14 protein-coding genes are annotated in these 11,884 nt (G+C 71.6%); 1 reads left to right on the top strand and 13 read right to left on the bottom strand.

The window, feature by feature from the left end; translation table 11 throughout:
- The 11 genes from E1300_RS41345 to E1300_RS41295 all read right to left on the bottom strand — a co-directional run.
- Positions 1-1,489 (bottom strand): NADH-quinone oxidoreductase subunit G (locus E1300_RS41345; protein ID WP_242619728.1); only part of this gene is annotated, 1,489 nt, incomplete at its 3' end.
- 41 nt (positions 1,490-1,530) lie between these two features.
- Positions 1,531-2,829, bottom strand: a complete 1,299-nt coding sequence (gene nuoF / locus E1300_RS41340) for an NADH-quinone oxidoreductase subunit NuoF (protein WP_131762742.1) — start codon at positions 2,827-2,829, stop codon at positions 1,531-1,533.
- On the bottom strand, positions 2,826-3,608 hold the full coding sequence (nuoE, locus tag E1300_RS41335) for an NADH-quinone oxidoreductase subunit NuoE (protein ID WP_131762741.1): 783 nt from the start codon (positions 3,606-3,608) through the stop codon (positions 2,826-2,828). Before nuoE ends, nuoF begins: the two co-directional genes overlap by 4 nt.
- Positions 3,605-4,951, bottom strand: a complete 1,347-nt coding sequence (locus tag E1300_RS41330) for an NADH-quinone oxidoreductase subunit D (RefSeq protein WP_131762740.1) — start codon at positions 4,949-4,951, stop codon at positions 3,605-3,607. The genes nuoE and E1300_RS41330 overlap by 4 nt, the downstream gene beginning before the upstream one ends.
- Positions 4,948-5,694, bottom strand: coding sequence for an NADH-quinone oxidoreductase subunit C (locus E1300_RS41325; protein WP_131762739.1), 747 nt, complete (start codon positions 5,692-5,694; stop codon positions 4,948-4,950). Before E1300_RS41325 ends, E1300_RS41330 begins: the two co-directional genes overlap by 4 nt.
- Complete coding sequence (locus E1300_RS41320) at positions 5,694-6,242, bottom strand: NuoB/complex I 20 kDa subunit family protein (protein WP_131762738.1); 549 nt, start codon at positions 6,240-6,242, stop codon at positions 5,694-5,696. Before E1300_RS41320 ends, E1300_RS41325 begins: the two co-directional genes overlap by 1 nt.
- 1 nt (position 6,243) lies before the next feature.
- Entirely contained in the window at positions 6,244-6,603 is a 360-nt protein-coding gene (locus E1300_RS41315) for an NADH-quinone oxidoreductase subunit A (RefSeq protein WP_131739185.1), read from the bottom strand.
- 217 nt (positions 6,604-6,820) lie between these two features.
- Entirely contained in the window at positions 6,821-8,077 is a 1,257-nt protein-coding gene (locus tag E1300_RS41310; protein ID WP_131762737.1) for a geranylgeranyl reductase family protein, read from the bottom strand.
- Between the two features lie 137 nt (positions 8,078-8,214).
- A complete protein-coding gene (locus E1300_RS41305; RefSeq protein ID WP_131762736.1) occupies positions 8,215-8,916 on the bottom strand; it encodes a demethylmenaquinone methyltransferase in 702 nt (233 codons plus the stop codon).
- A gap of 93 nt (positions 8,917-9,009) precedes the next feature.
- Positions 9,010-9,249, bottom strand: coding sequence for a DUF4229 domain-containing protein (locus E1300_RS41300; protein ID WP_131762735.1), 240 nt, complete (start codon positions 9,247-9,249; stop codon positions 9,010-9,012).
- Between the two features lie 89 nt (positions 9,250-9,338).
- On the bottom strand, positions 9,339-10,322 hold the full coding sequence (locus E1300_RS41295; protein WP_131762734.1) for a threonine ammonia-lyase: 984 nt from the start codon (positions 10,320-10,322) through the stop codon (positions 9,339-9,341).
- Between the two features lie 256 nt (positions 10,323-10,578).
- On the opposite strand from E1300_RS41295, the gene E1300_RS41290 reads away from it, so the two are divergent.
- Complete coding sequence (locus E1300_RS41290; RefSeq protein ID WP_131762733.1) at positions 10,579-10,785, top strand: BldC family transcriptional regulator; 207 nt, start codon at positions 10,579-10,581, stop codon at positions 10,783-10,785.
- Positions 10,786-10,849: 64 nt separating this feature from the next.
- Here the strand turns inward: E1300_RS41290 and E1300_RS41285 are convergent, their stop codons facing one another.
- Both E1300_RS41285 and E1300_RS41280 read right to left on the bottom strand, forming a co-directional pair.
- Complete coding sequence (locus E1300_RS41285) at positions 10,850-11,110, bottom strand: hypothetical protein (RefSeq protein ID WP_131762732.1); 261 nt, start codon at positions 11,108-11,110, stop codon at positions 10,850-10,852.
- 47 nt (positions 11,111-11,157) lie between these two features.
- The coding region (locus E1300_RS41280) for a hypothetical protein (RefSeq protein ID WP_131762731.1) at positions 11,158-11,884 on the bottom strand (727 nt) is incomplete at its 5' end.

Genomic DNA, 11,884 nt, shown 5'->3' with positions numbered 1-11,884 from the left:
CGCCCGTGAGGACGACGGGGTTCCGGATCCTCCGTTCGGCGAGTTCGGTGAACAGCCGGTCGCGGGCGGGTTTGTAGCCGTCCCAGAAGTCCATGACGACGGCGCCGGGCGTCTCCAGCAGCGTCCGGACGTCGGCGAGGGAGTCGTCCCCGACGAGCGCGCCGAGCGTGTCGGCCTCGGCGCCGGGCTCGGTCCGCAGCAGCGTGCCGCCGACCTTCGCGAGCCCGCGGGTCGCGAACGGCGCCGCCGAGTACACCTTCAGCCGGCTCTTGCGGAACGCCTTGCGGAGCCGCAGGAAGACGATCGGCGACTCCTCCTCCGGCTCGAACCCGGCGAGCAGCACGACCGGCGCCCGCTCCAGGTCGGCGTAGGTCACCTCGATCGGGCGGCCCGCGACGGACGAGGCGAGGAACTCCGACTCCTCGCGCGACAGCGGGCGGGCCCGGAAGTCGACGTCGTTGGTGCCGAGCGCGATCCGGGCGAACTTCGCGTAGGCGTAGGCGTCCTCCAGCGTCACCCGCCCGCCGGTGAGCACGCCGGCCGAGCCGCGCGCCGCCGCGAGCCCGCGGGCCGCGATCGTCAGCGCCTCGGGCCACGACGCCGTCTCCAGCTCGCCCGCCGCGTTCCGGACGAGCGGGTGGGTGAGCCGCTCGGGCTGCGTGGCGTAGGTGAACGCCCAGCGGCCCTTGTCGCAGTTCCACTCCTCGTTGACCTGCGGGTCGTCCCCGGCCAGCCGGCGGGTGATCTTCCCGCGCCGGTGGTCGGTGCGCAGCGCGCAGCCGGACGCGCAGTGCTCGCAGGTGCTCGGCTGCGACACGAGGTCGAACGGCCGCGACCGGAACCGGTACGCGGCGCCGGTCAGCGCGCCCACCGGGCAGATCTGCACGGTGTTGCCGGAGAAGTAGGACTGGAACGGCTTCCCGTCGGCGGTGCCGACCTGCTCCTTGGCGCCGCGCTCCAGCAGGTCGATGAACGCGTCCCCGGCGATCTGGTCGGAGAAGCGGGTGCAGCGGGCGCACTGGATGCAGCGCTCGCGGTCGAGCAGCACCTGGCTGGACAGCGGCAGCGGCTTCGGGAACGTCCGCTTGGTCTCGGTGAAGCGCGACTCGCCGCGCCCGTTGGACATCGCCTGGTTCTGCAGCGGGCACTCGCCGCCCTTGTCGCAGACCGGGCAGTCCAGCGGGTGGTTGATGAGCAGCAGCTCCATCACGCCGTGCTGCGCCTTGTCGGCCACCGGGGACGTGAGCTGGGTCTTGATGACCATGCCCGGCATCACGGTGGTCGTGCAGGACGCCTGCGGCTTCGGCATCCCGCGGCCGTTCCCGGCGTCCGGGATCTCCACCAGGCACTGGCGGCAGGCCCCGACCGGGTCGAGCAGCGGATGGTCGCAGAACCGCGGGATCTGGATGCCGAGCAGCTCCGCGGCCCGGATGATCAGCGTGCCCTTCGGCACCTCGACCTCGAAGCCGTCGATGGTGACGGAGACCATCTCCTCCGCCGGCTTCACGGCCGCCTTGTCGTCGGTGACCGTCACTTGGCACCTCCCCAGAGGGTGGACTTGGCGGGGTCGAACGGGCAGCCGCCCTGCTCGAAGTGCTGGAGGTACTCGTCCCGGAACAGCTTGATGGACGACACGACCGGGCTCGTCGCGCCGTCGCCGAGGGCGCAGAACGAGCGGCCGAGGATGTTGTCGGACAGGTCGAGGAGCGTCTCCAGGTCCTTCTCCTCGCCCTGGCCCGCCTCCAGCCGCTTCAGCATCTGCTTGTACCAGTAGGTGCCCTCGCGGCACGGCGTGCACTTGCCGCACGACTCGTGCGCGTAGAACTCCGACCAGCGCAGCACCGCCCGGACGACGCAGGTCGTCTCGTCGAAGATCTGGAGCGCGCGGGTGCCGAGCATCGACCCGGCGGCGCCGACGGACTCGAAGTCCAGCGGCACGTCCAGGTGCTCGTCGGTGAAGATCGGCGTGGACGAGCCGCCCGGCGTCCAGAACTTCAGCCGGTGCCCCTCCCGGACGCCGCCCGCCATGTCGAGCAGCTCCCGCAGCGTGATGCCGAGCGGGGCCTCGTACTGGCCGGGCCGCGTCACGTGCCCGGACAGCGAGAAGATCCCGAAGCCCTGCGACTTCTCGGTGCCCATGGACGCGAACCAGTCGGCGCCGTTCTGCACGATCGAGGGAACCGAGGAGATCGACTCGACGTTGTTGATGACGGTGGGCCCGCCGTACAGGCCCGCGACCGCGGGGAAGGGGGGCTTGAGCCTGGGCTGGCCGCGGAACCCCTCCAGGGAGTCCAGCAGCGCCGTCTCCTCGCCGCAGATGTAGGCCCCGGCGCCGCTGTGCACGACGACGTCCAGGTCGTAGCCGGAGCCGAGGATGTCCTTGCCGAGGTAGCCGGCCTCGTACGCCTCCGCGACCGCCTGCTGGAGGCGGCGGATGACGTGCAGGACCTCGCCGCGCACGTAGATGAACGCGTGGTTCGACCTGATCGCGTACGAGCTGATGATGATGCCCTCGACGAGGACGTGCGGGTTCGCCATCATCAGCGGGATGTCCTTGCACGTGCCCGGCTCGGACTCGTCCGCGTTCACCACCAGGTAGCGGGGGTTCGGGCTGCTCGGCGGCAGGAACCCCCACTTCATGCCGGTGGGGAAGCCCGCGCCGCCGCGGCCGCGCAGGCCCGAGTCCTTGACGGCCTGGACGATGTCGTCCGGCGCCATCCCGAGCGCCGTGCGCAGGGCCTGGTAGCCGCCCTCCCGCTCGTACCCGGCGCGGGTGAAGGAGTCGGCCTGGTCCCAGTTCCTCGTGAGGATCGGGGTGAGCGTGGTCACTGGTTCCGTCCCTCCTGGCTGCCCGGCTTCACGTCGCCGCCGATGGGCTTGCCCGGCTCGTTCGGCGGCGGGTCGGAGACCTCGCCCGCCTTCACCGGCTCGTCCGGCCGCTCGCGGTCCACGTCGGCGGACGGCGCCGTCCAGCCGCGCTCGTTCGCGAGCTTCAGCCCGACCAGCGACTCCGGCCCGGCCTGGACGCCCTCGTGGGCGAGCCCGTCCGGGAACCCGGCGAGCACGCGGGACGCCTCCTTCCAGCGGCTGAGCTTGTTCGGGCCGCGCGAAGGAAGCACTTCCTTACCGGCGCGCAGATCGTCGACCAGCTGCTTCGCCTTGGCGGGAGTCATGTTGTCGAAGAACTCCCAGTTGACCATCATCACCGGGGCGAAGTCGCAGGCGGCGTTGCACTCGATCCGCTCCAGGCTGACCTTGCCGTCCGGGGTGGCCTCGTCGTGGCCCACCCCGGCGTGCTCGCTCAGCTCCGCCCAGATCTGGTCGCCGCCCATGACCGCGCACAGCGTGTTGATGCAGACGCCGACGTGGTACTCCCCCACCGGCGCGTGCTTGTACTGCGTGTAGAAGGTCGCGACGCCCGTCACCTGCGCGGCCGTGATCCCGAGCTGCTCGGCGCAGAACTCGATGCCGTGCTCGGTGATGTGCCCGTCCACCGACTGCACCAGGTGCAGCAGCGGCAGCAGCGCCGACCGCGGCTTCGGATAGCGGCCGATGATCTCCTTGGCGTCGCGCTCCAGCCGCTCGCGCACCTCCGGCTCGTACGTCATCGGTCCACTCCCCCCATGACCGGGTCGATGCTGGCCACGGCCGCGATCACGTCGGCGATCATGCCGCCCTCGGCCATCGCCGGGGTGGCCTGCAAATTGACGAACGACGGCTCGCGGAAGTGCACGCGGTACGGGCGGGTGCCGCCGTCGCTGACCACGTGCGCGCCGAGCTCGCCGCGCGGCGACTCGATGGGCGCGTACGCCTGCCCGGCCGGGACCCGGAAGCCCTCCGTCACCAGCTTGAAGTGGTGGATCAGCGCCTCCATCGAGGTGCCCATGATGTGCGCGATGTGCCGCGGCGAGTTGCCCATGCCGTCCGCGCCGATCGCGAGCTGCGCCGGCCAGCCGATCTTCTTGTCCTCGATCATCACCGGGCCCTTGACCGTCTGGAGCCGCTCCAGGCACTGCTCGACGATCTTCAGCGACTCCTCCATCTCCTCCATCCGGACGAGATAGCGGCCGTACACGTCGCAGGTGTCCTGCGTCGCGACCTTGAAGTCGTAGGTCTCGTAGCCGCAGTACGGCTGCGACTTGCGCAGGTCCCACGGCAGCCCGGTCGCGCGCAGCACCGGGCCCGTCACGCCGAGGGCCATGCAGCCGGTCAGGTCGAGGTAGGCGACGTCCTTCGTCCGCGCCTTGTAGACGTGGTTGTCGTCCATCAGCTTCCGCAGCGCCTGGAGCCGCTTCGGCATCCGGTCCAGGTAGTCGCGGATCTTGCTGGTCGCGCCGCTCGGCAGGTCCTGCGCGACGCCGCCCGGCCGGACGTACGCCATGTTCATCCGCAGCCCGGTGATCTCCTCGAACAGGTCGAGGGTGTACTCGCGCTCGATGAACCCGTTCAGCATGACCGTCGTCGCGCCGAGCTCCAGCCCGAACGTCGCGATCGCCACGAGATGCGAGGAGATCCTGTTCAGCTCCATCATCATCACGCGGATGATCTGGGCCCGCTCCGGCACCTGGTCGGTCACGCCGAGCAGCTTCTCCACGCCGAGGCAGTACGTCGTCTCGTTGAAGATCGGCGCCAGGTAGTCCATCCGCGTGCAGAACGTGGTGCCCTGCGTCCAGGTGCGGAACTCCATGTTCTTCTCGATGCCGGTGTGCAGGTAGCCGATGCCCACCCGGCACTCGTTCACCGTCTCGCCGTCCAGCGTCAGGATCAGCCGGAGCACGCCGTGCGTGGACGGGTGCTGCGGGCCCATGTTGACGACGAGCCGCTCGTCCCCGAGGTCCTCGGCGCCCGAGACGACCTGGTCCCAGTCCTGCCCGTTGACGTCGAAGACCCGCCCCTCCGCCGCCTCGTCGGCGGCGTAGGCGTCGTACTCGGTGTACTTCGTGGAACTCATGTGTACGACCTCCGCTGGTCGGGCGGGGGGATCTCCGCGCCGCGGTACTCGACGGGGATGCCGCCGAGGGGGTAGTCCTTGCGCTGCGGGTGGCCGACCCAGTCGTCCGGCATCTCGATCCGCGTCAGCGCCGGGTGGCCGTCGTACACGATCCCGAAGAAGTCGTAGGTCTCGCGCTCGTGCCAGTCGGCCGTCGGGTACACCGGGACCAGCGACGGGACGTGCGGGTCGGCGTCGGGGCAGGTCGTCTCCAGCCGGACCCGCCGGTTGTGCGTGATCGACAGCAGGTGCACGACCGAGTGCAGCTCCGCGCCGGCGTCCTGCGGGTAGTGCACGCCGGACACGCTGGAGCACAGCTCGAAGCGCAGCGACGGCTCGTCCCGCATCGTCCGCGCGACCTCGACCAGGTGCTCCCGCTTCACGAAGAACGTCAGCTCGCCGCGGTCCGCGACGACCCGCTCGACCGCGTCGCCGAAGCCCGCGAAGGCCCGCTCCAGCTCGTCGGCGATCTCGTCGAACTCGCCCGCCTCGGCCGCGCCGTCCGGGCCGCCGTACGGCCGCGGCGTCGAGATCTTCGGGCTCTGCCGGATGACGAGCCGCCCGTACCCGGAGGTGTCGCCGCTGGTCTTGACGCCGAACATGCCCGTCCGGACGACCGGCTGCTCCCGGCGCTCCTCCTCGGCCTGCGCCGGGAGCCGGTCGGCCGCCTGCTCGGCCTGCTGCTCAGGATTCTGCGAGCTCACTACACGGTCCCCTGTCCCAGCAAAGGAAGCTGCCTGCGCTTCGCCTCTTCCAGCTCGGCGATCTGCTTCTGGCGCTGCGGGCCCAGCTTCGTGTTCTGGATCTTGTCGTGCAGCTTGAGGATCGCGTCCAGCAGCATCTCCGGCCGCGGCGGGCAGCCGGGCAGGTAGACGTCCACCGGGACGATGTGGTCGACGCCCTGCACGATCGCGTAGTTGTTGAACATGCCGCCGGACGAGGCGCACACGCCCATCGCGATGACCCACTTGGGCTCGGTCATCTGGTCGTAGATCTGGCGGAGCACGGGCGCCATCTTCTGGCTCACCCGGCCCGCGACGATCATCAGGTCGGCCTGCCGCGGCGTCGCCGAGGCGCGCTCCATCCCCCACCGGGAGAAGTCGTGCCGCGGGTCGCCGGTCGCCATCATCTCGATCGCGCAGCACGCCAGCCCGAACGTCGCCGGCCAGACCGAGCTCTTGCGCGCCCAGCCCGCGACCTGCTCGACCGTGGTCAGCAGGAAGCCGCTGGGAAGTTTCTCCTCTAGACCCATGTCAGTCCCACTCCAGACCACCGCGCCGCCAGATGTAGGCGTACGCGACGAGCACGGTCACGATGAAAAGGACCATCTCCACCAGGCCGAACATGCCCATGCGGTCGAACGCGACCGCCCAGGGGTACAGGAAGATGATCTCGATGTCGAAGACGATGAAGAGCATCGCCGTCAGGTAGTACTTGATCGGGAAGCGCCCGCCGCCGACGGGCTGCGGGGTCGGCTCGATGCCGCACTCGTAGGCGTCCAGCCGCGCCCGGTTCCACCGCTTCGGGCCGGTGAGGGACGCCATCGCGACCGAACCGGCGGCGAAGGCGAACGCGAGCACTCCCAGCACGATGATCGGAACATAGAGATCCATGTCTCTAGCCCTCCTCGGAACGTACGTCGTTGTACGGGGCGGGCCCTCCGGTGCCGGGGACCGCGCGGTGCGCGGTGCCGGAGGGCCGCGCCGCGGCGGCGCTGCCCGTGCCGTCTGCGTGACGTCCGCCACGGGCACGGGTCGCCACCCTAGCCAAGGTGATCAATAGCACTCCCCTCAGGGGGTCGGGTCGGCTCGGTCGCCGGGCGCCTCCCGCTCATGCCGCCGGAGCCACCTTCTGCATCGCGTTGATGACGCGGTCCATCGCGTCGCCGCCCTTGGGGTCGGTCAGGTTGGCGAGGAGCTTGAGCGTGAACCGCATCAACGTGGGGTGGGGCAGGCCGTGCGCGGTCAGGAACTTCATGACGCGCGGGTCGCCGATGGCCTGGACGAACACGCGCGCCAGCGTGAAGTAGCCGCCGTGCTCGTCCTTGAGGATCCGCGGGTACTCGTACAGCGTCCGCTCGCGCTGCGCGGGGGTGCGGCGGGCCAGCGCCTGCACCATGATGTCGGCGGCCAGCCGGCCGGACTCCAGCGCGTAGTCGATGCCCTCGCCGTTGAACGGGTTGATCATGCCGCCGGCGTCGCCGACGAGCAGCATCCCGCGGGTGTAGTGCGGCTGGCGGTTGAAGCCCATCGGGAGCGCCGCGCCGCGGATCGGGCTCGTGGCGTGCTCCTCGTCGAACTGCCAGTCCTCGGGCATCTGCGCGCACCAGCGCTGGAGCATGCCGCGGTAGTCGACGCTCTGGAACGCCTTGCTCGTGTTGAGCAGGCCGAGGCCGACGTTGGACGTGCCGTCGCCGACGCCGAAGACCCAGCCGTAGCCGGGGAGCAGGCGCTCGCCGTCCCACAACTCCAGCCATGCCTCCATGTAGTCGTCATCGTGGCGGGGGGTGCGGAAGTAGCGGCGGACCGCGACGCCCATCGGGCGGTCCTCGCGCCGCCGCAGGCCCATGGCGAGCGACAGCCGTGTCGAGTTCCCGTCGGCCGCGACGACGAGCGGCGCGTGGAACTCGACCTCCTCGCCCTCGTACTTCGCGGTGACGCCCTTGATGCGGTCGGTGCGCTCGTCCACGATCGGGCCGGTCACGTTGCAGCCCTGGAGGAGCCGGGCGCCGGCCTTCGCGGCGTGCTCGGCGAGGAGCTGGTCGAGGTCGGTGCGCTTGCGGACGAGGCCGAAGTCGGGGAAGCTCGCGAGCTCCGGCCAGGGCAGCTCGACCTTGACGCCGCCGCCGTAGATGCGCAGGCCCTTGTTGCGTCCCCAGCCCGGGTCGTTGATGTCGACGCCCATGCCGATCAGCGCGCGGACGGCGCGGGGGGTGAGCCCGTCGCCGCAGATCTTGTCCCTCGGGAACGTGGCCTTCTCCAGCAGCAGCACGTCCAGGCCCGCCTGGGCGAGCCAGTAGGCGGTCGAGGCCCCAGCGGGGCCGGCCCCGACGACGATGACATCTGCGTGTCGGGTGGAGTCGGTCACAGCGTTCCTCTTTAGCTCGTTCGCTTGTGAAGTACTTCACAAGGATCCGGTGGGGAGTCTATTCCTTTATCACGGCCCGTGGGTACTCCTCGGCGGCTCCAGATTTGGACCGGTCCGAAACCCGCGGCCCGGCCCGGTCACCCCGGGTTCACGGCATGGTGCAGCGCCGCCACCCCGAAGGTGAGGTCGCGCCAGCGCACCGCGCTCCAGCCCGCGTCCTGGAGGAGCCGGGCCAGCCCCGCCTGGTCGGGCCAGGCGAGCGTCGACTCGGCGAGATACCGGTAGGAGTCGGGATTGGAGCTGACCCGCGCCAGCATCGGCAGCCCGTACCGGAGGTGGACCTTGTGGCCGAGCGCCAGCAGCGCGTTCGGGGGGTGGCTCACCTCGCAGACCAGCAGCCGCCCGCCGGGCTTCGCCACCCGCCGCAGCTCCCGCAGCGCCAGGCCCGTGTCGGCGACGTTGCGGAGCCCGAAGGAGATGGTGACGGCGTCGAACGAGCCGTCGGCGAAGGGCAGGCGCAGCGCGTCCCCGGCGACGAACCGCAGCCGCGGGACGCCCGCCTGCCGCCGGACGCCGACGCGCAGCATGCCCAGCGAGAAGTCGCAGGCGACCGTCTGGGCGCCCGCCTCGGCGAACGGGACGGACGACGTCCCGGTGCCGGCGGCGAGGTCGAGGATCCGCTCGCCCGGCCGGGCGCCGAGCGCCCGGACGACCTCCCGCCGCCAGCGCCGGTCCTGGCCGCCGGTCATGAGCGTGTTCAGCAGGTCGTACCGCTCGGCGGTGCCGTCGAACATCGCCGCGACGTCGGCGGGCTGCTTGTCGAGAGAGGCGCGGGTCATGCCCCCAGCGTATTGCGTGCCCGATCCGTCCCCGCGCGGCCGTGCGGCATCACCGCCGGGCGCCGCCGGCGGCGCCCGGGCCCGGGCCGTGGATCAGGCGTCTTCCTTGGTGCGGGCCTCGTGGAACCTGCGCCGCCGCTCGCCGATCCCGCCCGCCACCGCGGCCGACATCCGGTCGCGCTGGCCGGACAGCAGGACGAAGCTGACCACCCCGCTGATGAGCAGGGCCAGCAGCAGGAGCAGGAACCCGCGGGCCCCGAAGAGCGCCAGCACGCCCGCGGTCGCGACGAAGATCGCGAGCCGCGCGGCGGTGTAGAGGAATACGGAACGCATGACCCTTCGAGGGTACCCCTCCCTTTCCATGGCGCTGCGGCAGGTCGGGGCGTGCGCGCGGAAGCCCCGCGGAGGACCCGGCGCGGGGGTCAGCGCAGGACGTCCAGGAAGAGGGCCGGGTCCACGTTGCCGCCGGACAGGATCGACACGTAGGTCGTGCCCGCGGGGAGCTCGTCCCGGTGGTACAGGTAGGCGGCCGTGGCGACGGCGCCGCTGGGCTCGGCGATGAGGCGGGTCTCGCGGGCGAGGCGGCGCATCGCCGCGCGGATCTCGTCCTCGGACACCGTGACGATGCCGTCCACGTGGGCCCGCAGGTGCGCGAAGGGGAGGTCGCCGACCCGCTGGACGCGGAGCCCGTCGGCGATGGTGCGGCCGGTCTCCTCGGCCGCCCACGCCACCGGGCGTCCCGCGCGCAGGGAGTCGCGGGCGTCGGCGGCCAGCTCGGGCTCGACGCCGACCACCCTCGCCTCCGGCCGCAGCGCCTTGACCGCGGCGGAGACCCCCGAGATCAGCCCGCCGCCGCTGACCGGGACGAGCACGACGTCCACATCCGGACGGTCCTGGGCGATCTCCAGCCCGACGGTGCCCTGCCCCGCGATCACGCGGGCGTCGTCGTAGGGCGGGATCATCGTGAAGCCGTGCGCGGCGGCGAGCTTGCCCGCGGTCTCGGCGCGCGCCTCCGCCGTCGGCTCCACGTAGACGATCTCGGCGCCGAGCGCCATGCACGCGTCGACCTTCACGCCGGGCGTCGTGTGCGGCATGACCAGCACGGCCGGGATCCCGAGGGCGCGGGCCGTGTACGCGACCGCCTGCGCGTGGTTGCCGCTGGAGTGCGCGACCACGCCCGCCGCGCGGACGTCCGCCGGCAGCGACGCGATGGCGTTGTAGGCGCCGCGGAGCTTGAAGGCGCCGACCGGCTGGAGCGATTCGGGCTTCACCAGCAGCGACGGCCCGCGCTCCGGCCCGGGCTCCGGCCTCGGCTCCGGGAACGGGACGAGCGGCGTGCGGACGGTGACGCCCGCCAGCCGGCCCGCGGCGGCCTCGATGTCCGGCAGGGAGACAAGATCCGTCATGGTGCGGAGACTATTCGCCCGCCCGCCGCGCGCCGTCAACGGCTGTGCAACACCCCTGTTACGAACGTGACCGGCCTGGTCAAGAGGGGTTGTCGGGACGCGTGCGCACGGTGCCGCGGGCACGTCGAGTGATCGCGCCAGCTCGCCCGACTACCCAGCGTGATGTTTTCCGAAAACAAGGGAGAAATCGGTCTTGAGCCGCCACACTGTAAACAGTCCACCCGCGCCGAGAGCGGGACAAAGGGGGAGAGAAAACGTGGAGAGCACGAGCGAGCGCCTGCTGACTCCAGGAGAGGTCGCCGCCCTCTTCCGGGTCGATCCGAAGACGGTCACCCGCTGGGCCGCGGCGGGCCGGATCAGCAGCATCCGGACTCCCGGAGGGCACCGCCGCTTCCGCGAGTCCGAGGTGCACGCGCTGCTGCGCGGCGAGGAGCCGGTCGCCGAGCACTCGCCGGCCCGCTGATCGGGGCTCCCGCCCTTCACCGCCGCGACCGGGGGCGAGCGGGGCGCGCGCCGGGGAGCCCGCCCTACTCCTCCGCCCGGTCCGACTTCCATTCCTCGAAGCGCTGGAGCAGATCCGCGTCCTCGTCCCGCCAGCGGCGCCGCCTGTCCTCCAGCTCCTCCTCCGTGAGCGACTGGCCGAGGAGCCGGTCGTAGTCGGGGTCGTCCGGGCCTATCTCGACGTACGCGTCGGCGATGATCCGCCCCTCGCCCGCCTCGTCACCGGGCTCGGCGAGGACGCTGTGCGGCACCCTCAGCGTGCCGTCGGGGAGCCGGATCACGTACATCGTCGATCACCCTCGGTGTCCATCGTCGCCGTCGGCCGCCATGGTCCTCAGATCCCGTACCTGCGGTTGAAGAAGAGCATGACCTCGAGCGCCGTCCGGATGTTGCCGGCGAGCATATCCACCAGAGCCGGGCGCTGCCGGGACGAGATCGCCGCGAAGGCGTCCGCGAAGAACTCCCGGCGGCCGAGCGCGTCCGGCTGCTTGTGGAAGTCGCTCGACAGGTACGGCCGGCACTGCTCGTACAGCTGCCGGAACGCGGGGCTGTCGGAGGTCCAGCCGTCGTCGCCGTCGATGTCGTCGAGCGCGTGCCCGACCTCGTGCAGCATGACGTCCGGCGTCGGGGACGGCCGGTCGCCGACGACGATCTTGCGGTCGCCGTAGGCGCCGGCGCAGATGTCCCAGGTGGCGCGGCCCGACGGCAGCGGACGGTCGCGCAGGTGCCCCATGTCGTCGAGCTGCGGGACGCCGCCCGGCCCCACGTAGATGCCGTCCAGGCCGCTCGCGAGCTTCTCCTTGAGCGCGTTCGGCAGCCCGGCGAGGCTGTCCACGGCCCGGATGACCTCGGGCGTCGGCGGGCCCGTCCGCGCGTCCCACTGCCGGACGAGGATGTCCTCCAGGACGCCGCAGTGGCGGCGGCCGTCGGCGGCGTGCGGCATGCCCGGCGGGTACGGCTCCACGCGCGGCAGGTCGTCGTCGAGCTCGAAGTCGCGCCAGGAGTAGTCGCCGGCCCGCGGCCGCCCGGCGCCGCGCCGGCCGTGCCTGCCGGGCGCGTCG

It is taken from the genome of Actinomadura fibrosa (genome assembly GCF_900659615.1).
GTDB classification, from domain to species: Bacteria; Actinomycetota; Actinomycetes; order Streptosporangiales; family Streptosporangiaceae; genus Spirillospora; species Spirillospora fibrosa.
This window is presented reverse-complemented; position numbering and strand designations above follow the sequence as displayed.

Bases quoted from the DNA above. Each gene is read 5' to 3' on its own strand.
- E1300_RS41295 (WP_131762734.1), bottom strand. From the start codon at position 10,322: ATGACGGATCTTGTCTCCCTGCCGGACATCGAGGCCGCCGCGGGCCGG.
- E1300_RS41300 (WP_131762735.1), bottom strand. From the start codon at position 9,249: ATGCGTTCCGTATTCCTCTACACCGCCGCGCGGCTCGCGATCTTCGTC.
- E1300_RS41320 (WP_131762738.1), bottom strand. From the start codon at position 6,242: ATGGGTCTAGAGGAGAAACTTCCCAGCGGCTTCCTGCTGACCACGGTC.
- E1300_RS41315 (WP_131739185.1), bottom strand. From the start codon at position 6,603: ATGGATCTCTATGTTCCGATCATCGTGCTGGGAGTGCTCGCGTTCGCC.
- E1300_RS41330 (WP_131762740.1), bottom strand. From the start codon at position 4,951: ATGAGTTCCACGAAGTACACCGAGTACGACGCCTACGCCGCCGACGAG.
- nuoE (WP_131762741.1), bottom strand. From the start codon at position 3,608: ATGACGTACGAGCCGGAGGTGCGCGAGCGGCTGGAGCGCGACGCCAAG.
- E1300_RS41305 (WP_131762736.1), bottom strand. From the start codon at position 8,916: ATGACCCGCGCCTCTCTCGACAAGCAGCCCGCCGACGTCGCGGCGATG.
- E1300_RS41285 (WP_131762732.1), bottom strand. From the start codon at position 11,110: ATGTACGTGATCCGGCTCCCCGACGGCACGCTGAGGGTGCCGCACAGC.